The organism is Phocaeicola coprocola DSM 17136, from assembly GCF_000154845.1.
Lineage (GTDB): Bacteria > Bacteroidota > Bacteroidia > Bacteroidales > Bacteroidaceae > Phocaeicola > Phocaeicola coprocola.
Map to the genome: position 1 here is coordinate 21,139 of NZ_DS981458.1, position 22,458 is coordinate 43,596.

At 38.9% G+C, this 22,458-nt stretch carries 17 protein-coding genes, 3 tRNA genes and 4 pseudogenes; 5 read left to right on the forward strand and 19 right to left on the reverse strand.

Annotated elements, in window-relative coordinates; translation table 11 throughout:
• Window positions 1-104: 104 nt before the first annotated feature.
• Window positions 105-515 (forward strand): annotated as a pseudogene (locus tag BACCOP_RS19605) (transposase); the annotation flags it as partial.
• A gap of 49 nt (window positions 516-564) precedes the next feature.
• Window positions 565-1,695 carry a radical SAM family heme chaperone HemW gene (gene hemW, locus BACCOP_RS05300; RefSeq protein WP_040311846.1) on the forward strand — a complete coding sequence of 377 codons (1,131 nt, stop codon included), beginning with the start codon at window positions 565-567 and terminating at the stop codon, window positions 1,693-1,695.
• Between the two features lie 40 nt (window positions 1,696-1,735).
• On the opposite strand, the gene BACCOP_RS05305 is transcribed toward hemW, so the two are convergent.
• The 10 genes and pseudogenes from BACCOP_RS05305 to BACCOP_RS05345 form a co-directional block, all read right to left on the reverse strand.
• Window positions 1,736-2,230 (reverse strand): hypothetical protein, encoded by a 495-nt coding sequence (locus BACCOP_RS05305; RefSeq protein WP_007567082.1) that lies wholly within the window; start codon window positions 2,228-2,230, stop codon window positions 1,736-1,738.
• A 105-nt stretch (window positions 2,231-2,335) separates the two neighbouring features.
• Window positions 2,336-2,995: a group II intron maturase-specific domain-containing protein gene (locus tag BACCOP_RS05310; RefSeq protein WP_007565755.1), complete on the reverse strand. Its 660-nt coding sequence runs from the start codon at window positions 2,993-2,995 to the stop codon at window positions 2,336-2,338.
• Window positions 2,996-3,033: 38 nt separating this feature from the next.
• Window positions 3,034-3,873, reverse strand: a pseudogene (locus BACCOP_RS20985) (IS4 family transposase).
• Window positions 3,874-4,033: 160 nt separating this feature from the next.
• Window positions 4,034-4,198, reverse strand: a pseudogene (locus BACCOP_RS21530) (DUF4372 domain-containing protein); the annotation flags it as partial.
• Between the two features lie 108 nt (window positions 4,199-4,306).
• Window positions 4,307-5,071: pseudogene (locus BACCOP_RS05320) on the reverse strand (reverse transcriptase domain-containing protein); the annotation flags it as partial.
• Between the two features lie 482 nt (window positions 5,072-5,553).
• Window positions 5,554-6,747, reverse strand: a complete 1,194-nt coding sequence (locus BACCOP_RS05325) for a pyridoxal phosphate-dependent aminotransferase (protein WP_040311847.1) — start codon at window positions 6,745-6,747, stop codon at window positions 5,554-5,556.
• 72 nt (window positions 6,748-6,819) lie between these two features.
• Window positions 6,820-7,521 (reverse strand): Bax inhibitor-1/YccA family protein, encoded by a 702-nt coding sequence (locus tag BACCOP_RS05330; RefSeq protein ID WP_007567087.1) that lies wholly within the window; start codon window positions 7,519-7,521, stop codon window positions 6,820-6,822.
• A gap of 11 nt (window positions 7,522-7,532) precedes the next feature.
• Window positions 7,533-8,747: a bifunctional 3,4-dihydroxy-2-butanone-4-phosphate synthase/GTP cyclohydrolase II gene (locus tag BACCOP_RS05335; protein WP_007567088.1), complete on the reverse strand. Its 1,215-nt coding sequence runs from the start codon at window positions 8,745-8,747 to the stop codon at window positions 7,533-7,535.
• 4 nt (window positions 8,748-8,751) lie between these two features.
• Window positions 8,752-10,659, reverse strand: a complete 1,908-nt coding sequence (locus tag BACCOP_RS05340; RefSeq protein WP_007567089.1) for an LptF/LptG family permease — start codon at window positions 10,657-10,659, stop codon at window positions 8,752-8,754.
• A 79-nt stretch (window positions 10,660-10,738) separates the two neighbouring features.
• Window positions 10,739-11,119 carry an START-like domain-containing protein gene (locus tag BACCOP_RS05345; protein ID WP_040311856.1) on the reverse strand — a complete coding sequence of 127 codons (381 nt, stop codon included), beginning with the start codon at window positions 11,117-11,119 and terminating at the stop codon, window positions 10,739-10,741.
• 219 nt (window positions 11,120-11,338) lie between these two features.
• Here BACCOP_RS05345 and BACCOP_RS05350 point away from each other — a divergent pair.
• The 3 genes from BACCOP_RS05350 to BACCOP_RS05360 all read left to right on the forward strand — a co-directional run bounded on the left by BACCOP_RS05350 (window position 11,339) and on the right by BACCOP_RS05360 (window position 11,603).
• Window positions 11,339-11,412 (forward strand) — tRNA-Met (locus tag BACCOP_RS05350).
• 22 nt (window positions 11,413-11,434) lie between these two features.
• Window positions 11,435-11,508 (forward strand) — tRNA-Met (locus tag BACCOP_RS05355).
• Between the two features lie 21 nt (window positions 11,509-11,529).
• Window positions 11,530-11,603: transfer RNA gene (locus tag BACCOP_RS05360), tRNA-Met, on the forward strand.
• Between the two features lie 144 nt (window positions 11,604-11,747).
• Here the strand turns inward: BACCOP_RS05360 and glmM are convergent.
• The 9 genes from glmM to BACCOP_RS05405 form a co-directional block, all read right to left on the reverse strand.
• Window positions 11,748-13,136: a phosphoglucosamine mutase gene (gene glmM, locus BACCOP_RS05365; RefSeq protein ID WP_007567091.1), complete on the reverse strand. Its 1,389-nt coding sequence runs from the start codon at window positions 13,134-13,136 to the stop codon at window positions 11,748-11,750.
• Window positions 13,136-13,831, reverse strand: coding sequence for a DUF4827 domain-containing protein (locus BACCOP_RS05370; protein ID WP_022124832.1), 696 nt, complete (start codon window positions 13,829-13,831; stop codon window positions 13,136-13,138). Before BACCOP_RS05370 ends, glmM begins: the two co-directional genes overlap by 1 nt.
• Before the next feature lie 111 nt (window positions 13,832-13,942).
• Entirely contained in the window at window positions 13,943-15,031 is a 1,089-nt protein-coding gene (locus BACCOP_RS05375; RefSeq protein ID WP_007567093.1) for a phosphotransferase enzyme family protein, read from the reverse strand.
• An 18-nt stretch (window positions 15,032-15,049) separates the two neighbouring features.
• The gene (locus tag BACCOP_RS05380) at window positions 15,050-16,594 is read right to left on the reverse strand and encodes a Gfo/Idh/MocA family protein (RefSeq protein ID WP_007567094.1); all 1,545 of its coding nucleotides are present in this window, start codon (window positions 16,592-16,594) and stop codon (window positions 15,050-15,052) included.
• Window positions 16,595-16,695: 101 nt separating this feature from the next.
• Window positions 16,696-17,730: a DHH family phosphoesterase gene (locus BACCOP_RS05385; protein WP_007567095.1), complete on the reverse strand. Its 1,035-nt coding sequence runs from the start codon at window positions 17,728-17,730 to the stop codon at window positions 16,696-16,698.
• 48 nt (window positions 17,731-17,778) lie between these two features.
• On the reverse strand, window positions 17,779-19,743 hold the full coding sequence (locus BACCOP_RS05390) for a ComEC/Rec2 family competence protein (protein ID WP_007567096.1): 1,965 nt from the start codon (window positions 19,741-19,743) through the stop codon (window positions 17,779-17,781).
• A 4-nt stretch (window positions 19,744-19,747) separates the two neighbouring features.
• Entirely contained in the window at window positions 19,748-20,407 is a 660-nt protein-coding gene (gene rpe, locus BACCOP_RS05395; RefSeq protein WP_007567097.1) for a ribulose-phosphate 3-epimerase, read from the reverse strand.
• 76 nt (window positions 20,408-20,483) lie between these two features.
• Entirely contained in the window at window positions 20,484-21,779 is a 1,296-nt protein-coding gene (locus BACCOP_RS05400) for a porin family protein (protein WP_007567098.1), read from the reverse strand.
• Window positions 21,776-22,327, reverse strand: a complete 552-nt coding sequence (locus BACCOP_RS05405) for an RNA polymerase sigma factor (RefSeq protein ID WP_040311857.1) — start codon at window positions 22,325-22,327, stop codon at window positions 21,776-21,778. Before BACCOP_RS05405 ends, BACCOP_RS05400 begins: the two co-directional genes overlap by 4 nt.
• Between the last annotated feature and the right edge of the window lie 131 nt (window positions 22,328-22,458).

Below are 22,458 nucleotides of genomic sequence, written 5' to 3' on the forward strand. Positions count from 1 at the left end.
AGCCAAAACCAAATGTACGGATCAAGCCTAAACCTGAAACGAAGATGCAGAAGTGTAGTATCGATGTCATCGATGCTTTACGGTTATAAAAGTTCTAAGGATTACCTGAGGAACTTAGAAAACTCATCATTGAAAATCCTGAAGACGGTACACGACACATCTTCCTGACAAATAATCTTGACGCATCTGCAGAGTTTATATCATCGCTTTATAGAAACAGATGGAGTGTTGAACTGTTCTTCAAATGGATAAAACACCACCTCAGGATTAAGAAGTTCTGGGGAACATCGGAAAACGCTGTACGCATACAAATCTATTGTGCGATAATCACTTACTGCTTAGTAGCAATAGTCCAACACGATATGAAATTAGAACGTAGCGTCTATGAAATTCTCCAAATACTCGGAATCTCTCTGACCGACAAAACACATCTCAGTGACTTGTTTGACAAATCGAATTTCAAAAATGTCAAAGACCGATATGATTCAAGTGAACCGAATTTATTTAATTTTTAACCTTGTCCATTTTTAGTGGACAGTAGTGATCCGAAAAATAGAAAAACAAATGGCAGGAATTTATCTTCATATCCCTTTTTGCAAACGTCGCTGTATATACTGTGACTTTTATTCTACTACCCAAAATGAAAAAAAATCCAGTTATATCAACGCTTTGTGCCGTGAACTGGAAGAAAGAAAAAACTATCTGGAAGGTGAAAAAATAGAAACAATCTATCTGGGTGGAGGAACTCCATCGCAACTGGAATATAAAGATTTTGAGCTTATTTTTCAGACACTCGGCCGACTCTACGATATTCAGCCGAATGCAGAAATAACCATTGAGGCAAATCCTGATGACCTGACAAGTTCCTACGTCAGTATGCTACGTGAGTTTCCGTTCAACCGACTGAGTATGGGTATCCAAACTTTTCAAGAAGATATTTTACGCCTGCTACATAGGAGGCATACTGCACAACAAGCTATTGATGCTTTCGAACGGTGCAGAAAAGCTGGATTTAAGAATATCAGTATCGACCTCATGTATGGACTGCCGGGAGAAAGCATGCAAACCTGGGAATCAGATCTGAATCAGGCTATCCGTATGAAACCGGAACACATATCGGCTTATCACCTGATTTATGAAGAAGGAACTGCACTTTGGAAATTGCGTGAACAGCATCGGATGGAAGAGGCTGATGAAGAACTGAGCGTATCCTTATTCACACTACTCATTCATAAACTGAAAGAAAAAGGATACCAACATTACGAAATATCCAATTTTTGTCTGCCGGGAATGTACTCACGACATAATTCAAGTTACTGGACCGGAAAGAAGTATTTAGGATGTGGTCCCTCTGCACACTCATACAATGGCGTATCAAGACAATGGAATATATCCTCTTTAGACGAATATATCACCAATATAAACGAGGGAGAGCCTTATTCTGAAATAGAAGAGCTGAATTTATATACACGCTATAACGATTTTGTAATTACTACCATACGTACGATGTGGGGGATGAATCTCGACATGCTGAAAAAAACATTTGGCAGCAAGCTGTACGATTATTGCCTCCGTATGGCCTACCCGCATTTACAGCAAGGTACTCTGGAACAGCCTGAAGGAGTTTTGAAACTCACAGAAAAAGGCATTTTTATTTCCGACGGCATCATGAGCGACATGCTATGGGTAGACTGATACGGAGGGGAAGTTATATTGAGAAAAACACTTTATTTAATCAATCATTGTACTCCTCAATGCAAAAATTATTGATAGTAAAGCTGAGGGAATCATAATTGGCACGATAGGCTACAACACGTACAGTCATTCCATCATTGGCAGTAAGTATATATTCGTTCTTATCATTGTTCATCCGGTACCACATACCGTTCTGACCATATAAGAAACGGATTACATTTAACCGTGAAGTATAATCCCAACTGATTTTATATTTTGCCGTTTCTCCTTTATGAAAGGAAAACGTACAGGTATGTTCATCATAATGTACATCATCCAACTCTGTTATTTCTTCTTTATAAAAATTCAGGATAGCTGCCTGCCCCAGTGAGTCGTATTCAAGCTGCACATAATTGCTTACGTCACATTTATAAGTAAAAGGTTCTCCTAAGTGCAGCTTAGGTATGGGAGTATATGCTCCTATCTCTTCTTTATTACAAGACGATACAACCAACAAAGCAAAACCGCAGCCTGCTGTCAGCAAATATTTTTTCATGATTTCTGTATTGTTTTTAATAATCGAGTAGGAGGAACGGGATTAATTCCCGTTCCGACCTCTCATACCACCGTACGTGCCGTTCGGCATACGGCGGTTCCCTAATTAACCTTTAAACACAGGATGATAGTACATCTTAAAAGTAGGGTAACCAGCTCGAAGCAAACGCTCATCCGACAAAGCCGCTTGTACAGTGGGATGACTTGCCATTCGCCAGTATTTCTTACGACAAAAGGCAGCCATTCGCACACGGCTCTCATCGGGAATAAGCTTCTTCAGATTTCGATACCGGGTTCGGACTCGTTTCCAAGACTTCCAAATACACATCCGTATGCGATGACGGAGCCAGCCGTCCCATTCCTTTATCCTACTTTTGAGACCTGCAAACTTAAAATAGTTGAGCCAACCACGGATATACCAAGTCAAACGTTGTTTACGATATTCGGAGCTCCAGCCGTTATTACGGCTGGTGAGTTCACGTATCTTAATCTTCATCTTCTTGATACTATCGACATGGATGTAGAATTGGCATTTGCCATTTCTACGACCAAAGGCATAGGAAAGGAATTTGATGTCACGCATATAAGCAACATGGGTCTTATCCTTATTCACCTTTAGAAAAAGTTTCGTTTCAATAAAGGGAAGCAGATTATCCAATGTGCGTTGGGCGGAACGACGGCTTTTACAAAAGATGACCAAGTCATCAGCATACCGAACGAACAAATGCCCACGTCTCTCCAGTTCCTTGTCCAACTCATTAAGCATTACATTAGTGTCCCGTTAAAATCGGGACGAATTAAATATTAATCAAACAACCCCGGGAAAAGGGGATTTAATTGCTCTTTGACATCATTGAAATTAGTCTTATTGAACAACTCTTGTAAAGGTGTTTTATCCGTTAATGAAATGCTCAAAATCTGTAGGACCTCATAGGTCGAACGGCTTAAGTGCAAATCATGTTGGATAATAGCTACCAAACAATAAGTGATAATAGCCACACTTATCTGAATACGGACTGCGTTTTCTGTGGTGCCCCAGAACCTTTTGATTTTAAGGTGCTGCTTCAACCATTTGAAGAACAGTTCTACAAGCCATCTCTTTTTATAGAGATTAGCTACATCAAGTGCAGATATATGTTTGGCATTTGTCAGGAAGGTAAATTCACGATCATCTTCTTCATCATAGAACCTGATAATCCTGAATGATTCCGGATACTTCTTTTCAGAGGTATATCCTGATAATTTCACTTCAGCATCAGATAGTATATTCTTTGGTAGTCTGCGTTTCCATTTGCAGAACTTAAATTTAAGATTCGACTTGGCTCTTACGACAAAGAAAGAGCCAGTAAGATGAATCCGATATAGTTCCTTAAACGAATCATACGCTCTATCAAAAATATAGTATGCATTTGGTTCATAATGAATTGCAGACGTTGCTGTTGAGTCATGTTTTGAAGCTGTGGATTACTGTAAAAAAAGCCAGAACCTGAGCCTCAATGTCATAAAGGACATGTGCCTTGACTCCACCTTTTTTACTTCGAAATTTAGCCCAAGGAAATGTTGCCAAACATAACGGAATGGTGGTTGAATCAAAAGCGTACTTCTTTCCTTCGATATCCAGAATATGAGTAGCTCGTTTATCACTGGCTTCTTTCATCATGAAGAATGCAAAATCTTCAAAGATTCTGTAATCCCTATTTTGGTTAGCTGATGCAAGTGTGGTTTTGGCCAAGGGTTCACGACCCAATCCCAAATGATAACACTTGGCTTGATGTGCTTCCAATGCAACAATCAGGTCGCGTAGGCTCTCACGATTGCTTAGCTGTCCGAACATCATAGCAAGAAGCTGGTTCCAGCAAGTGAAATGTTTGACGTAACGATTTCCATCGTATTTGTCCACGATTCTTCTGAATTTATTGTTGTTCAAAAACTCTACCAATTGAGCGAAAACATATTTGTCTTGATTCATTTGAAGCCATTTGATTTGGTTTCAAAGGTACAATTTCAAATCGTCGCGCTTTACAAATAGAGTATAATAAGCTATATTTCAGTTATTTCAAAGAACTATTTATCCACTTTTACGGGACAGTAATGTAAGCATTATATTGCTTAATAAGGGGCTCAATGGACCACCTTGAGGAACTCCGACCGGACTGGCCTCTTTCTTGCCTCCTATAAGTACACCGGAGTTCAGATATTTATGAATCAGAGAAATGACACGACCGTCTTTGATGGTACGTGACAGGATTGCTATCAACTTACTATGGCAGACTGTATCAAAGAATTTCTCCAAATCCATATCAACCGTGAACACATAACCGGCAGAGATATATTCGCCACATTTTAATAACGCATCATGAGCACTACGATGAGGGCGGAAACCATAGCTGGTTGGTGAAAATTGAGGTTCATAAAGAGGTTGAAGCACTTGTGAGATGGCTTGCTGAATCAAACGGTCAACAACCGTGGGGATACCCAAGTTACGTGTCTTCCCATTCGACTTGGGAATCTCCACACGACGCACGGGGTTCGGATGGTAGTTACCATCATAAATGGAAGTTATTAGCTTATCCTTGTGGCAACGAAGATAAGGAAGCAACTCGTCCACTTCCATACGGTCAATGCCGCCACTACCCTTGTTACTCTTTACCTGTTTATAAGCAAGGTTTAGATTAGAAGGGGAAAGAATGTATTCCAATAACTCTCCTTTTTCATGTTTAATGGCTGTAAGATGATTTTCAGTTATCCCAATGAAAGTCTGCATACCAATCAGCACTTCAGGTTCCACCCTCTGCGACGATTGGTCGGATAGAGTTTCTATGTTCTGCTTTCTTCCCATCATAAGGTAACATTCAGGTATCTTACATAATTAAGGTTCAGCCCTTCCCCATTATGGTGAGTAACAGGTACTATGGCTTCGGCTGACTTCTCACGACAAATCTTGTTTCAACCAGATACAGTTGTGGTGCATCTGTCCGTGAGACCTCCCCAGATAAGAACGTACGCTTTCATCTCATATACCCTCTGATTCTACTACATAGGGATTCGGATAGTTATAGGACTTTATTTTGTTTAGCAAACTTGTCCTCCAAATGTAGCCTTATAATCAGTTTCTGTTCGTAGAGCCGAGAGTTTGCCGCCAGCTTCCTTCAGGTTCCTCCTCGCGAAGGACACCCTTGCCTTGGGCTAACGATTCCCACTATCAGGGCTCGTTCGGGACTTACACCCTATAGCGCACGCCCATGCTGGGCGTACGAAAAAACCGCTATCAATGTTTGACACACTGATAGCGGAGGACTTATAAGCAGAAATAATATTCCAGAATTATTTCAAACGAGCCAATGTTTCTTTAATACGACGCATAGCTTCTACGATATTTTCATCAGAAGTAGCATAGCTCATACGAATACATTCAGGAGCACCGAATGAAGTACCACCTACACATGCTACATGACCTACTTCCAACAGATACATTGCCAAGTCGTCAGCATTATTGATAACACGATCACCGTCTTTCTTTCCAAAGAATGAATCACATTTCGGGAATAAATAGAAAGCACCTTGAGGGAAGTTTACTTCGAATCCAGGAATTTCTTTTGCCAGTTTCACAATGAGGTCACGACGACGTTCGAAAGCTTTACGCATTTCTTCTACCGGAGCCTGTGTTCCAGTATAAGCAGCTTCAGCAGCTTTTTGTGAAACAGAGCAAGGTCCTGAAGTATATTGTCCCTGCAATTTATTCACACCTTTTACAATCCATTCTGGTCCGGCAATGAAACCAATACGCCATCCCGTCATAGCATAAGCTTTAGACACACCGTTTACAATAACTACACGATCTTTAACTTCTGCAAACTGAGCAATGCTCTGATGTTTGCCGATGTAGTTAATGTGCTCGTAAATTTCGTCAGCAATAACAATAACACGTTCGTGTTTAGCCAACACTTCTGCCAATCCTTTCAGTTCTTCCTGTGAATATACAGAACCAGTCGGGTTAGAAGGAGAACAAAGTATCAGTGCACGAGTTTTAGGAGTAATAGCAGCCTCAAGCTGTGCCGGAGTAATTTTAAAATCTTGATCAATACCAGCACGTACAATAACAGGAGTTCCTTCGGCAAGCTTCACCATTTCCGGATAGCTAACCCAATAAGGAGCAGGCACGATAACTTCATCACCTTTATTGATTAAAGCCATGATTGTGTTGCAAACAGATTGTTTTGCACCGTTTGCACAACTAATCTGAGCAGCAGTATATTCCAAACCGTTCTCATTTTTCAGTTTAGCAACGATAGCATTACGCAAAGCTGGATATCCGGCTACAGGAGAATAACGTGAATAGTTTTCATCGATTGCTTGCTTTGCAGCTTCTTTTATATGGTCGGGAGTATTGAAATCGGGTTCACCGACACTTAAATTAATAACATCAACACCTTGTGCTTTAAGTTCACTACTTTTTTGTGACATAGCCAATGTCGCCGAAGGTGACAAGCTATTCAAACGATCTGATAGTTGATTCATTGCCTTTGTTTTATTTAGTTCAAAATTTTATGCAAAATAAGTCGTTTTCTTTCAAATAAAAAAGAATTCATCTTACTTTCTGTCACCGAGCAAGCGCAACAGGTACAAAAACAAGTTGATAAAATCGAGGTATAAAGTCATCGCTCCCATTAAAGCAATCTTTTGTGTTGTCTCATTTACCTCTATATCATCTGCAGTAAGCAACTGTTTGATCTTTTGTGAATCGTAAGCAGTCAGCCCGACAAAAAGCAATACTCCTATACAGGAAATAATCAGGTCCATCATCGAGTTATGCAGAAACATATTTACTACCGAAGCAATAATGATACCTATTACTCCCATGATACACAAACTTCCGATACGAGTAAGATCTTTCTTCGTAACATATCCGAAAAGAGCCATCACCCCAAATGTGCCTGCAGTAACAAAGAAGGTAGTGGCAATGGAACTCATGGTATAAATCAAGAATATAAATGCCAATGTCACACCATTCAATATAGAGTAAACGATAAACAGGACAGTAGCAGTAGTAAAAGACATCTTATTAATTCGGGCAGACAAATACCATACTAGTCCTAATTCTGCTATAATCAGTCCCCAGAAAGCCATAGAGTTCTGCATAATTACAGACAAAAGTGTATACGATTTGGCTACATACATAGATACGAACCCTGTAATAACCAAAGCAAGAGTCATCCATGTGTACACACTACGCATTAAAGCAGACTGCACAGCCTTAGAGGCATAAGTCTTTACTAAATTATTTGTTTCCATAATAATAAAAATTACTTGTTAAAATGTAAGGTATGACCCATACGGTCTTTTTTAGTATGGAGATAACGCTCGTTGTATTGATTTGGAGTTATCTCGATTGGCACATTTTCTACAATTTCCAATCCATAAGCTTCAAGTCCTACACGTTTTACCGGATTATTGGTAAGTAAACGCATTTTATGAATACCTACTTCACGCAAGATCTGAGCACCAACTCCGTAATCGCGTTCGTCAGCCTGATGACCCAGACAAATATTAGCGTCTACAGTATCCATGCCTTCTTCCTGTAGCTTGTATGCTTTCATCTTTTCCATCAAACCGATACCTCTACCCTCTTGGATAAGATAGATAACAGCTCCTTTTCCTTCCTGGTCAATCATCTGCATAGCCTTATGAAGCTGGTCGCCACAATCACAACGTAATGAACCGAAAATATCACCGGTTGCACATGAAGAATGAACACGTACCAATACAGGTTCATCAGGAGTGAACTGTCCTTTAATCAAAGCAACATGTTCCAATCCATTACTTTTCTGACGGAACGGTATAAGACGGAAATGTCCAAACTCTGTAGGCATATCTACTTCTACACCTTTTTCTACCAATGACTCCTGTTTCAAGCGGTAAGCAATCAGATCGGCTATAGAAATAAGTTTAAAGCCATATTCGTCTGCCATTTTGCGAAGTTCCGGAAGACGGGCCATTGTACCATCTTCATTCATTACTTCCATCAAAGCACCTGCTGGATATAATCCGGCAAGTTTTGCCATATCAATACATGCTTCAGTATGTCCGGCACGACGTAATACTCCTTTATCTTGTGCATACAACGGATTAATGTGTCCAGGACGTCCAAATGTTTCTGGTGTAGAAGCAGGATCGGCAAGAGCACGAATGGTAGCAGCACGATCGACAGCCGAAACTCCTGTGCTACAACCTTCCAGTTTATCGACTGTAACGGTAAACGGTGTTCCTAAAACAGAAGTATTATTCGAAACCTGATGTGGCAAATCCAATTCCTTACAACGCGAAATAGTAATAGGTGCACAAAGTACTCCTCTGGCATGCTTCAGCATGAAATTAACTTTTTCCGGAGTAATCAACTCTGCAGCGATAATCAAATCACCTTCATTTTCACGGTCTTCGTCATCAACGACAATAACGAACTCACCCTTACGGAAATCTTCTATCGCTTCTTCAATGGTATCTAATTTAATTTTATTCATAATGCTATTTTTGTAAATATAATTGTTGTTTTTCTATTTGCTCTATTATACTTTGGTTGGTTTTTATAATCACTCTCAAGTCCTTTTCCAAACGAAGCCTGTATCGCCAGATATTCAGATAAAGCAATAATCCGGCTGGTACAATAATACCAAACAGCAGATTCAGCCATCGGTTATCGAACAAGCTCTTATGTGCTTTAACCGACAAGAAAGGATAATTGTTCATCAGATTCAGCAAAACAGCATCTTTAGTATTTGAAAGCTCTTCAATAAGCGCTTCCATTTTTTTACTAATTTCAGCTATTGCATCATCATGCTTGTTATTAGTAAAAATCTGAATGTAATTAGGCATTCCTTTCAATCGATGAGTTTCCAGATATGTCTGACAGTCTTTACTTATCTCATCCAATATTTCAATATCTTTTGCATACTCAGGCGTATGAATAATAACCTCTTTCTTAAACATATGTCTAGACTGACGTATGCCAAACAACTTTCTGAAGAAAGCTGCATAAACGTCTAAGTTAAACACAACAGAGTCTTTATTTGACTTATAGGTAAAAAATGCTCCCAAGGGGGCTAAGACTATTGTACTCATCCAAGTACCTAAAACGATATTCATTTCCCCACTCTTTGCAACACGGGTTGCTCCAGAGTCGATAATATAATAGATGACAAAGATCAATACAGAAATAACAACCGGCATTCCAAGCCCTCCTTTTCGGATAATAGCCCCTAAAGGTGCTCCGATAAAGAAGAATATGATACATGCCAAAGATAAAGTTATCTTTTTATGCCAGTCTGAACGGTGAGAGCGAATGCTGTTGTCTGTATCTTTGGTAAGGAAACTCTTCATATCCCAATCTGTAGACAACGACTTCACCCGATTCTCTGTTGTTGTCAGCACCTTTAACTTTTCCTGTGAAGTCATCGAATTATAAATACTGTCTGTATTGATAACAGCAATATTCTCGGTTTTTATTTTTACAGAATCTGCCGGAGTCAGAACAGCTCCCCGGTAAGTGGTAGACATAATATCGCTATACATAGAACGTCCTACACTATCGGCATGCGTTGTAAGTGAGTCTATGGCAACAGATATTTCGTGCATATTCTTAATATCCGAACGACGGTCAAGAAAACTTCCGTCCACCATATTAAACTCCGAACTAAACTGAATCAATGTATGCTTTTCCTTGAAAGTTTCCCGTCGATAAGGTACGTTACGAGAAATAACAGACTGTGACTTCAGATTTTCAAACTGCTCACCATTATACAGATGCAGGAACAGATGTTGCTTGTCTGCTGTCAACTCCAGTTTTCCTTCTGCTGCCCAAATGATATGGGCATTTTCAAAACCATCTGAAAAATTATAAATCAAAATATCTTTCAGCAGACCAGTCTTACGATCTTTATGCTTTACATAAATATTATATCCATCGATATCACTATAAAAAACACCTTCCGGAATATCAACTTCCGGTGATTTTTGTTTCATGGAAACCAGCAATGTCCATAATTGCTTTTGAGCACGTGGACCGATAATATTCTGGAAGAAAAAAGATATTCCCCCCAGAAACACACAAAACAATACAACCGGACGGATTATACGTAATAAGGGAATACCCGCAGCTTTCATTGAAAGCAATTCATAACGTTCTCCAAAGTTACCAAAAGTCATCAATGCAGCCAACAGGATGGCAAGAGGAAGAGACAAAGGTATAAGGGTTAATCCTGAATAAAAGAAAAACTGTGCAAGTACATTAATCTCCAATCCCTTCCCCACCAACTCATCTACATATCTCCATAAAAACTGCATCATGAAGATAAATAAACAGATGAAAAAAGTTCCCGCAAAGAGCAACAAAAAGCTCTTTAATACAAATATATCAAGTTTTTTTATGCGTAGCATTCCTTATATTATCATTATCAGCGCACAAAAGTAGCATAAAAAACGGAGAGGTAATGATGTTTTTACATTATTTTTGGAATTACACCCCACATATCCTTCTTAAAATTTCTATTTGAGAATTCCACAGGTTTCTGGTATCTTCTTCTTCACCCGGAATTGCAAAATCGGTAACTTCCAAGAGATGATCTTTAGTAAGTTCATTATAATGAATTTTCAGCTCAAAATATGTTTTGGGATCATCATCTATCCAATGAAAACGAATGAAGGATTCTGTACGCTGATTAAGAATTTCAGCATTACGTGTTTCTGTTTTCCCCCATTTGAAGGTATAAGTCTTATTTATTTTTGAAACATTATCAGCAAACCATCTCTGCAAACCAGAAGGAGTACTGATAGCCCCCCATAAAATACTTCCTGAAGCTGGATTGAGTGGATACTCAATACGTATTTTCTTTTTCATAGATTCCATACTATTGTTTTATTAAGGTATTAAAGATTACGGAGGCAAAATAAACTATTTTTTTCATATACTAGATAATGAAAGATATTTTTTCGCCAAATGACTCGAAAAAATCTTTACAGACTAAAGAAATACACATAAAATCCCCAAAAAACGCTCAAGCATCTTGCACAATTCAAAAACTTAACTTACCTTTGCACCCGCAAACGAAAAACAAATGGCGGGATAGCTCAGCTGGTTAGAGCGCATGATTCATAATCATGAGGTCCCCGGTTCAATCCCGGGTCCCGCTACTCAAAAAATCGATTGCAAAATGGCGGGATAGCTCAGCTGGTTAGAGCGCATGATTCATAATCATGAGGTCCCCGGTTCAATCCCGGGTCCCGCTACTCAAAAAATCGATTGCAAATGGCGGGATAGCTCAGCTGGTTAGAGCGCATGATTCATAATCATGAGGTCCCCGGTTCAATCCCGGGTCCCGCTACAAAGCTTAAAAGCGCAGATATAAGGCATTTGGGAGGCTTCCACTCCTGGGTGTCTTTTTTTATTTTTATATAGATAATCTATTCTTCTTGGACAAAATAAAAGTGTGACACGAAAATTCGCATCACACTTTTTTCCCTCGCTTTTATTTCGCTAAACTATATACGATATCCATAATCTGTTTTCCTAATTCATCAGCAGCTTCCATTGTCGCAGCCTCTGAATAGACACGAATAATCGGTTCTGTATTACTTTTACGTAAATGAACCCATTTATCCGGGAAATCAATCTTTACACCGTCTATATCATTTATCTCCTCTGCTTTATAGAGATCTTTCACTTTTGCCAATATTGCATCAACATCAGTTTGCGGTGTAAGATCAATACGGTTCTTAGCAATATAATAATTGGGATAAGAAGCACGCAACTCAGAAACCTTTTTGCCTTCATGCGCCAAATGACTTAAGAAAAGAGCAATTCCAACCAGTGCATCACGTCCATAATGTGATTCTGGATAAATCACCCCACCATTTCCTTCACCACCGATTACAGCATTTGTTTCTTTCATCTTCGTAACTACATTCACTTCACCCACTGCAGCTGCATTATATTGCATACCATATTTACGGGTTACATCACGCAAAGCACGTGTAGAACTCAAATTAGAAACCGTATTTCCTGGTGTATGCTTCAAAACATAATCGGCAACAGTTACCAATGTATATTCTTCACCATACATCGTTCCATCTTCACAAATCATAGCAAGACGGTCTACATCCGGATCGACAACAAATGCCACATCTGCTTTTCCGCCTTTCATCAGATTCATGATATCTCCCAAATTCTTCTCAAGCGGCTCTGGGTTATGCTGGAAATTTCCCGTAGGTTCACAATATAACTTTTCTACCTGCTGTACTCCTAAGCGATGAAGCAATTCTGGAAGAATAATACCACCTACAGAATTAACACAATCTATTGCTACGCGGAAATTCGCACGTCGTATAGCTTCTACATCAACTAATTTCAAAGCTAATACACTTTCAATATGCTTCTCATTATATGTATTATCTTCTATATAAGAACCAATATGATCAATATCAGCATATTCAAAAGCCTCCGCTTCTGCAATACGAAGCACCTCTTCACCTTCTGCTGCATTTAAGAATTCTCCATGCTCATTTAACAGTTTCAATGCATTCCACTGTTTGGGATTATGACTTGCAGTAAGAATAATACCTCCACATGCACCAGCCATTATAACAGCCAGTTCTGTAGTAGGAGTTGAAGCTAAACCGATGTTCACTACATCGAAGCCCATTCCCATCAATGTACCACAAACTACATTCTTTACCATCTCGCCAGAAATACGAGCATCACGTCCTACAACAATCTTGTTACTTTTCACTGTTGAAGTACGACGAATCAAAGTCGCATAAGCAGAAGTAAATTTTACGATATCCAGTGGGTTTAATCCTTCCCCCGCTTTTCCTCCGATCGTTCCTCGGATACCTGATATAGATTTAATAAGTGTCATTATTTACCTAAATTGTATGTAATTTCGTAATAACAAGGATAAACATATTGTGAAGCCTGACTTGTTCCCTGTCCATGAGGTACAATCAAACGTACACGTGCTACTTTATCAGAAGATACGGTACGAGATGGTTTGATATATTTTAATGGGATCAACCATCCTGAAGGAACTGAGGTCGTACCATAAATAGAATACATCTGATAGCTTTCAGTAAATGCAGCCGAATATGATGTACCACTTATCGTCAATTTATAGACCTCTGGATAAAGCATATACTGCGGCAAACTCCAGCTTGAGTTAGCTGTATAAAGAGGATAATTATACAAATTCATATTTCCAGAAAGTGTATCACCGGCGCTAAACATCTCATCACGAGTTTGAATAGCAACTTCTATGTAACGGGATGCTATTTCATAATATCCATCAGCCAATTTAGAATCTCCTTCCCCTTGCTGCAGGATATTCATATAGACACCACTTTCTTCGAACAATACGAACTGATTCTCATTCGTAATTGTATCCTGATTATAGAAATCTTTCTCGCTAATTACCTGATAATTATGATTCAGAATCCAAGCGTTGATAGCATCAGCTTCTTCCTCCTTCATCTCAGCATAAGTCTTACCGTTATCACAACTTTGCAAACAGAAGACCAGTGTGCAGAATACCGCAAAAAACAGTTTTATCTTTTTCATTTTCATATCATTTATGGCGCAAAAATAGCAAATTGCTTCATATATTTCAAAAGGCAACAGTGCATTAACAGCCCTTAACACACATTGATATACCTATAAGCAATCAATAAATCATGACTTTACCAATGTCTCTATATAAGCCTTCATCTCAGGCACATTTTTTTTCGTTTCTTTATACAATTTATATTGTGCCAATGCACGTACATAATTGTGCTCGGCGTAGTTAATCTGATAATAAGTATCACCATTAATATAATCAGCCAAAAAACGCACAGCCTGCATATATGGGAACAAAGTCACAGCATAAGGCAATAGTTCGATTTCCAAAGGAGTCAGAAAATGTTTAGCAGACTCAATATACCCTTTAGCAAAATGCTTGAATATATCGAATTTAAAATGTATTTTATTCAAATCCGGCTCATCCTCAGGAGCTGTATTAGCTGCAGAACGCAAAAAATCACCAAAATCGGAAAATACGAAACTTGGCATAACTGTATCCAAATCGATTACGCATAATACCTCCTCTTTATCATCAAACAACATATTGCTTACTTTCGTATCACAATGGCAAATACGTTTTGGTAATTTTCCTTCTTGAAACAGACGTTCTGCACAACACATTTCATCAGTATCACGCTCTATCTCATCCACGAGACAACGTACTTTTTCCATACGTCCTACAGCATCTTTCTGCACAGCTTCACGCAATTGTTGCATCCTAAATTTCATATTATGAAAATCAGGAATCGTTTCCCCCAATGGTTCTGGCAAATCTGTAAGCATTGCCTCAAACTCACCAAACTTCAAGCCTACCAGATAAGAAGATTCTGGGGTAACAGCATCCAGTGTACGGGAATCCGGAATAAAGACACACATCCGCCAATATTTTTTGCCATCAAAATAATATGTCTTCCCGGTATCCGACTTCAAAAAGCGAAGCACTTTCCTATCTATATCTTTTGTCTGTTTTTCTTCTAACTTTTTACGGATATGAGCTGTTACAACTTCTATATTATGCTGAAGCATATCAACATCAGTAAAGACTTGATGATTGATGCACTGTAATATATAATCAGAGACAGAATCATCAAGTGTCTGCACGAGATAAGTCTTATTTATTAAACCGGAAGTCAACGGACTTATTTTTTTCACTTCACCAGCCTCGGGGAAATGAGAAATTATGCTAGTTAAAATCTCCATCAGTTCACGCTATCTTGATTATTCGTTATTTGCCCATTCTTTTGCTCCCTGCTGTTTCAGTTTTGCAGTAATTTCAGCGGCTTTTTTAGCAGTTGCAGCTTCGTCCTCAGGACTAGCAAACGCATGCTTATAACCTTTTACTACATTCCACTCTCCACGTGTAAAATCAGGAAATTCTACAGCAGCACAACCGTTATCCATAGATAGTTCTCCCAACTCAGCCAAGCAGCACCACTCAGCCAAATCGTATACATCCATATCCAATGGCAATCCATTCTGAAGGCAGTACACAAGACGACTGTCCATAATAAAATCCATACCTCCATGTCCACCAACTTCTTTTGCCATCTCTCCATATTTTTTCAGAATAGGATGCTGATATTTTTCTACCAAAGCTTCCATTTCCTTTTGCGGCAAAAAGCCATGTGAGCTAAGATCGTCCAATTTAGGTTGTACTCCCGAAGCTGCCAATTGTTTAGCGTCAAGTGCATATCCTTCAACCGGATATTTGTTAGCAAATCCCTTTGTACCAGTCAGTTGATATAAACGGTTATAAGGTTGTGGAGTCATTACATTATGCTGTATCTCGATAACTTTTCCTTTAGCAGTACGAATCAGCGTTGTCGTATGGTCACCATTACGAAAGTTATTGCATACAGAATCTGTACGCTCTTCCACCAAAGACTTACCTACTACCGACTTTGTATCCATAGCCACCAATGTCGCCATACGATCGCCACGATGAATGTCAAGAGCCTGTGCTACAGGACCAAGTCCGTGAGTAGCATACACATCACCACGATGTCTCATATTATAATCTAGACGCCATCCTAACTTATCTTCTTTACCGTTTTTCCAATAATAATCCCAAAAAGCTTCCAAATTATGGATATAAGCTCCCTGCGCACGAATTACCTCACCCAACACTCCCTGCTGAGCCATATTCAAGGTATTCATCTCAAACCAGTCATAACAGCAGTTCTCCAAAATAAAGCAATGCTTACGACTTGTTTCACTCAAATTGACCAAAGCCCAGCATTCTTTCAGATTCATAGCTGAAGGAACTTCTACAGCAACATTCTTACCATGCTCCAAGGCACATTTTGCAACAGGAAAATGATGTAACCAGTCGGCAGCTATATAAACCAGATCGATGTCATCGCGTTTACACAACTCTTCATAGCCTTTCTCACCTGAATAAATTGCAGCTTTAGGCAGAGATGCTGCCTTCAAGTATTTCTGGCAATCTTCTGCGCGTTTCTGCTCATAATCACATAAGGCAACAATCTGAGTACCGGGAATATGTGTAAAACGTTCAACAGCACCAGGTCCTCTCATACCTAGCCCAACAAAACCAACACGAACGACGTCCATTTTGGGTACAGTCAGTCCCAATACACTTTTCTGACCAGCAGGTCTTTCTGGTGTATGCACGACAATTGTACCTTTATTCCATTCCCACTGTGTTCCTCTTTCCGACGTATACACTTCAGTAGTCGGCTTCACTGCACATGCCCCTAACACAAGACACATACTCCAAACCAGTACTTTTAGTTTTTTCATATTTTCATTTAAAGTTAAGTTTCATTTTAAGACTGAATTATGACAGTATATTCTTTGATCTGCTTAAAAAAGAAATATATAGTCCAAATCAATTCCTGATTTTACTTATTAAGCAAGTCCTCATATTTCACCAATGCCTGCTTAAAGAGTTCAATAGCCTCATCCATCGTTCCATAGAATTCTCCACCAGAAGCATTCAGATGTCCACCTCCGTTAAAAAATTCGGATGCGACTTTATTACAAGGGAAGGTTCCTACAGATCGCAATGATACCTTTATCATATTTTTTTCAGTATCTTCACGGAGAAAAACTGAAAAACAAACTCCCTTCATCTGCAGTGGAATATTGACAAATCCTTCAGTATCTCCTTTCACATAATGAAATTTACTCTGCTCATCTTTGGTAAGCCATATCAATGCAGCATGAAAGCGAGGGAAGACCTGCATTTTATCATATAAAATATACCCCATAAGGCGTAAACGATCTTCCGAATATGTATTGAAGACCTTACGGTAAATTTCATCCTTATCGATACCTTTCGATAATAATTCGCTAATGATAAAATAAATCTCACGGCTATTCGAATTATAAGTAAATCCTCCCGTATCAGTCATCATACCAGTATAAAGACATTCAGCTCCTTCACGAGTTATATCTTCAAAATTACCCATCCGACAAATCAAACGAAAAATTAATTCAGAGGTTGAAGAAATCTCAGGATGAGATATAGTTACACGACAGAAGTCTTCTGGATTCAAATGATGATCGATCAACACCTTACGCCCAGCAGAAGCAGCAACAGGTTTGGCCATTGCGTCAATACGCGATAAAGCATTGAAATCCAAACAGCAAATTACGTCGGCTTCAGCTATAAGTTCATCGGCAAATTCCGAATATTTGTCATAGCGGATAATATCTTTTGCTCCAGGCATCCAACGTAAGAAATCAGGAAAAGCATTAGGAACAATTATATGTACATTTTTCTCTTGTGTTTCCAGAAAATGAAGTAATCCTAACGAAGAGCCCAAAGCATCACCATCAGGAGATACATGAGTTACAATAACTATCTTGTCAGCACGTTCAAAATATTTAGCAACCTTATCAATATTGGCTTGAAGTATAACTTTTGTCAACATAAAAAAACGAATTAAATTGAATGGCAAAAATACAAATTAATTCTTAATCTACAGAAGAATAGCGTAAGAACCTTTTTCTGACATATCGATATAATTCAACCCATAGATTTCACATTCTCGTTTCAATTTTTCCCGATATGAGTCTTCTAACGAAGTATCTAAAACAACTTGTTTTATCTGAAACAACCGTTTGAAATCAGCTACAGAACCATAAAATCCACGGCATATATAAGCATAATCTACATGCAAAGGAGAAAGTGCCTTTTGTTTTCTCCATTTATTATTATCGACCAAAACAATACAAATATCTCTAACCTTATAGATACATGATGCAGAAGACAACTCATTAATATCTCTGTCGTATTTGGTATAAACTCCAGCACGAGACAAATAAATATAAGCACCAGCCAGCTCCCTTTGTTTCCACAAAAAGGACACTATCAAAACATTTACAGTCAGTAGAAATACAATCAGCCTACGTGCATTACGACAGACAACATACCTCCATAAAGTCACTATTGCAACAGCAAGTAACCATGCCTGCCATACCGAAAGATAGGCAGATGTAATTTGTGCTCCCGACCAATGTTGTATCTGCTCCATTACCTCATTCAAAGTCCGTACCGCAAAATCCAATCCCTGTACCACAAAGTTTGCGGCTACAGGAAATACCCCAAGTGCCAATGCCAGCAGCGTAGCCGACAGGATAAAAACAGCTATTGGAGCAACAACAAGATTAGATAGCAAAAAATAAACCGGAAACGTTCCAAAATAGTATAATATAAGTGGCAGTGTTGCTAATTGGGCAGAAAGAGAAAGAGAAATAATGTTCCACAAGTAAGCAACAATTTTATTTCGCACTACAAATAAACTATCAATTAATGGATAAAATAAGAAAATGCCCAATACAGCCATAAATGATAACTGAAAACCGACATCAAACAAATACATGGGCTGGTATATCAACATTATAAAAGCTGTCAAAGTTAAAGCTGAAAAACCCGAGAAGCGATCCTCTGAAAAGATAGAAGCTACCACATACGCAGAAAACATTGTGACCGCCCTTATTACCGAAGGACCCAGCCCAGACAAGAAAGCAAATCCCCACAAAAGTCCGACAATGAGAAAACTTGCAATCCATTTTCCGCCACAAACCCGCCGTAAAGGATAGAACAGCCACGAAAGAATCATCGATAGTATACCAATATGCAAACCAGAAAGCGCAAGAATATGACTAACCCCAGCTGCATTGTATGTAGCTTTTATCTCACGAGTAAGTTTTGATTTATCACCTATAGTAAGTGCCGATATTATAGCCAACACATCATCTTCCAAATTCCATGTACGAAACTTTTTAACGATTTGTTCTCGAAGCATCAAAGCCTGCATCTTAAATGTTGGAGTACTCGGCTGAAGCAGTTTACGCCAATATCCGGAGTAGACTATTGCCGTTCCACTTATCCCCTGTCGCTGAAGATATTGTCCATAATCAAATCCCGTAAAATCTGCATCAGACATAGGTATCCCGACATGTGCACGAAAGCACATTCGATCACCACATTGTAATGGAGGTTGCATAGAATCAGGCATCCAATAAAGAAGTACCTGCTTATTTACCGGTTTCCAACTTCCTGTAGCAACATCTTTTACTTTTTCCACATTGACAGTTGCCTGAATAGTCTTGCCTTTCACACGAGGAATATCACATACGGAAGCAACATACACCGCTTTATCAGAATCCCACTCGTGATGTATATTTTCCAATGATATAACAAATAGTATTCCTCCTAGAAGCAAAAAACTTAGACTAACAGATATCCCAAACAAGAAACGAATCCGATAAGTCTTCGAAAAGTAAAATATAGAAGACAAAAGAACAGACAGAACAAAAACAAAACAAAGTGCATACAAGTAAGTTCCATCTAAAGCAAACACATCAGATAAAAAAATTCCGGTTGCCAGTGCTACCGACAACCGGAACAAAGGATAAAATGTGAAACGAGAACTCACCATTTTATTATTTTAGCTCCTTCAAACGACGAATAATGTCAACCATATCGGGAGCTTTAAAAACTGCATTACCAGCAACTAACACATCCGCTCCTGCCTCAACCAGCTGTGAACCAGTTTCCAGATTTACACCACCATCGACCTCTATCAGTGCCTGAGAGCCACTACGATCTATCAGTTCACGAAGCTCACGTACTTTTGTCAGTGTATGAGGAATAAATTTCTGTCCTCCAAAACCAGGATTAACACTCATCAGCAGCACCATATCCACATCACTGATAATATCAGTAAGCATTGACACCGGAGTGGATGGATTCAACGTTACTCCTGCACGCATACCTGCATCCTTTATCTGCTGCACCACACGATGCAAATGAGTACACGCCTCATAATGCACATTCATCATCATGGTGCCCAGTTCTTTTACCTCTCGAATAAATTTCTCCGGTTGCACTATCATCAAATGTACATCCAATGGTTTTTCACTCAGCTCTGCCACATATTTCAAGACAGGGAATCCAACAGATATATTTGGAACAAAAACCCCATCCATTATATCTATATGCAACCAGTCTGCATCACTATGGTTTATCTTCTCGATATCTTCTTTCAGATTAGCAAAATTTGCAGATAAGAGAGAAGGCGATATTTTCAATTCATTCTTCATACTTTAAAAACTTATTCCTAAGAACAAAGATAAGTATTTTTATCGAGATAAGAGGTAAGGTTCAACAAAAACAGCTCTATTCAAAGCTGAAACGCAAACCAAACTGAAGATTGAAATTGAATGGATGTTCTTTGCGAATCGTTTCAATCTGACTGCCATCATCAAAATAATATGCAATACCAGGTTCAGCATATAATCCTAAATGTTTAGTAAAATTCACCTGTGCTCCTGCGGCTGCCGAAACAGACCATTGCAAAGGATTAACTTTTAACGAAGTGTGTTCAACTTCACGATTTGAGTTTCCGTTTACATATACAGCATCCATACTTCCTGATACACATTTTTCAACCATTCCACCGGCTGATGCATAAAATGAAAACCAACGATTATTCCATATTGAGCGATGTACTTTTAAAGGAATTCCTATATAATGCAATTTCTGTTGTTCTTCGATATATGAACCTGAACCGGAATGCAATTCCGAAGAAAGCATTGTATAATTCATTCCAGTTTCCAATGCCCATTCGCGAGTAATATTCCACTTTATCGAGAGACCTACCGTTACCGGCATTTTATGTTTCACATCTGTAGTAGAACTGCAATCACGGTTATTAAGCAATACCTGACTATAAGCAGTCTGTTCATCACTTTCAGAAACGGCTCCCATATTTATAGGAGTAGCATAAAGCGACCGACTATTCAGACGGCTCATACCTCCAAATGAGCGAGATGAAGAATAAGGAGTATTTCCTGCAGACAAACCAACCGACCACTTACGGTCCTTTTCACCTTTCCCCATAGCCAGCATTTCTTGGTTTCGCTTAACTTGACGACGGTCTGCTTCCAAAGTACGATACGCCCGTTTTTTATCAGTGTCATAATTCGTACTGCCGGTTTCTTGTTCCTTATCCTCTACCTTATACTCTTCCTTTATAGACATTATTTCACTTTCAGCAATAACCTCCTGATTGTGATTTTCAGGTGTCTCGATTTTCGCCAAACAGACTTTAGCCGGAGAAGACGCTACGACCGGATCCGAAGAATCCATTTTTGAATTATCTGATGAAAATATCTTTTCAGAAGAAGATAAAACCTCATCATCAGGAGTTGATGAAAAGTCTAATTCTTCAACCAACGCCTCATTACTACGCATATAATCGGCAGTAGGAGAATTTATAAACCAAAACGTCAACGACGAAACGGCTACGACCAAAACAGCAGCTGCAACAAAGCGACGTGTCCTCCACATTGGAATGACGCGTGGCGCAGACAACTCCTCCTCTAACCTTTCCCACAAAGCATCGGGAAGAGGTTCAGAATAATCCTCCAGTTTATTGCGAAGGTTTTCTACCCATTTATCATCCTCTTTCATTCTAGTTTCCTTTTTCTATATTCATTAATTTTCTTTATCAATAAGCTTTTTGCACGATAGAACTGCGATGAAGAAGTATGTTCTGTTATCCCTAATAAAGAAGCTATTTCTTTATGACTTTTATCTTCAAATACATATAAATTGAATACTGTACGATAACCATCAGGAAGTTCTGATATAAACTTCATCAACACAGAACGAGGTATATCATCCAACTCACTGTCATCAGTATCAGGAACATCAGGTATTTCAGTCATCAATACCTCTTGCTGCACTTGCGTATTCTTCTTCCTCAAGTACCCTAATGCTTCATTTACCATCACCCGCGAAAGCCAAGCTTTGAGAGAGCCTTCACCTTGATAAGAAAACTGCTTGATAGATTGAAATATACGCAAGAAACCATCATGCAAAATATCTTCTGCAGTTTCACGGTCACCGATATAGCGAAGGCATATAGCCATGAGCAACCCACCATAGCGCTCATACAGCGTGTGGCGTGCCCGCATATCTCCCCGTTGGCATTGCAACGACAATTCTTCCTCTGACATATCGGCTTTCATCTGCATTTTAATATGAAATGTCCTTGCGGCAAAAATACTGCACATAAAGAGAAATAAATTTTATTCTAAATTATTTTTAACAATTTAAGATGCAGTAAAAAGTAAATTTATCCGTTATA

Excerpts from the sequence above, each read along its gene's own strand:
- BACCOP_RS05345 (WP_040311856.1), bottom strand. The coding sequence starts at position 11,119 with ATGAAAAAGAAAATACGTATTGAGTATCCACTCAATCCAGCTTCAGGA.
- BACCOP_RS05310 (WP_007565755.1), bottom strand. The coding sequence starts at position 2,995 with ATGCTTAATGAGTTGGACAAGGAACTGGAGAGACGTGGGCATTTGTTC.
- BACCOP_RS05330 (WP_007567087.1), bottom strand. The coding sequence starts at position 7,521 with ATGGAAACAAATAATTTAGTAAAGACTTATGCCTCTAAGGCTGTGCAG.
- BACCOP_RS05385 (WP_007567095.1), bottom strand. The coding sequence starts at position 17,730 with ATGTTGACAAAAGTTATACTTCAAGCCAATATTGATAAGGTTGCTAAA.
- BACCOP_RS05400 (WP_007567098.1), bottom strand. The coding sequence starts at position 21,779 with ATGAAAGAGGATGATAAATGGGTAGAAAACCTTCGCAATAAACTGGAG.
- hemW (WP_040311846.1), top strand. The coding sequence starts at position 565 with ATGGCAGGAATTTATCTTCATATCCCTTTTTGCAAACGTCGCTGTATA.
- BACCOP_RS05375 (WP_007567093.1), bottom strand. The coding sequence starts at position 15,031 with ATGGAGATTTTAACTAGCATAATTTCTCATTTCCCCGAGGCTGGTGAA.
- BACCOP_RS05380 (WP_007567094.1), bottom strand. The coding sequence starts at position 16,594 with ATGAAAAAACTAAAAGTACTGGTTTGGAGTATGTGTCTTGTGTTAGGG.
- BACCOP_RS05325 (WP_040311847.1), bottom strand. The coding sequence starts at position 6,747 with ATGAATCAACTATCAGATCGTTTGAATAGCTTGTCACCTTCGGCGACA.
- BACCOP_RS05405 (WP_040311857.1), bottom strand. The coding sequence starts at position 22,327 with ATGTCAGAGGAAGAATTGTCGTTGCAATGCCAACGGGGAGATATGCGG.
- BACCOP_RS05370 (WP_022124832.1), bottom strand. The coding sequence starts at position 13,831 with ATGAAAAAGATAAAACTGTTTTTTGCGGTATTCTGCACACTGGTCTTC.
- BACCOP_RS05340 (WP_007567089.1), bottom strand. The coding sequence starts at position 10,659 with ATGCTACGCATAAAAAAACTTGATATATTTGTATTAAAGAGCTTTTTG.
- BACCOP_RS05305 (WP_007567082.1), bottom strand. The coding sequence starts at position 2,230 with ATGAAAAAATATTTGCTGACAGCAGGCTGCGGTTTTGCTTTGTTGGTT.
- rpe (WP_007567097.1), bottom strand. The coding sequence starts at position 20,407 with ATGAAGAATGAATTGAAAATATCGCCTTCTCTCTTATCTGCAAATTTT.
- glmM (WP_007567091.1), bottom strand. The coding sequence starts at position 13,136 with ATGACACTTATTAAATCTATATCAGGTATCCGAGGAACGATCGGAGGA.
- BACCOP_RS05335 (WP_007567088.1), bottom strand. The coding sequence starts at position 8,747 with ATGAATAAAATTAAATTAGATACCATTGAAGAAGCGATAGAAGATTTC.
- BACCOP_RS05390 (WP_007567096.1), bottom strand. The coding sequence starts at position 19,743 with ATGGTGAGTTCTCGTTTCACATTTTATCCTTTGTTCCGGTTGTCGGTA.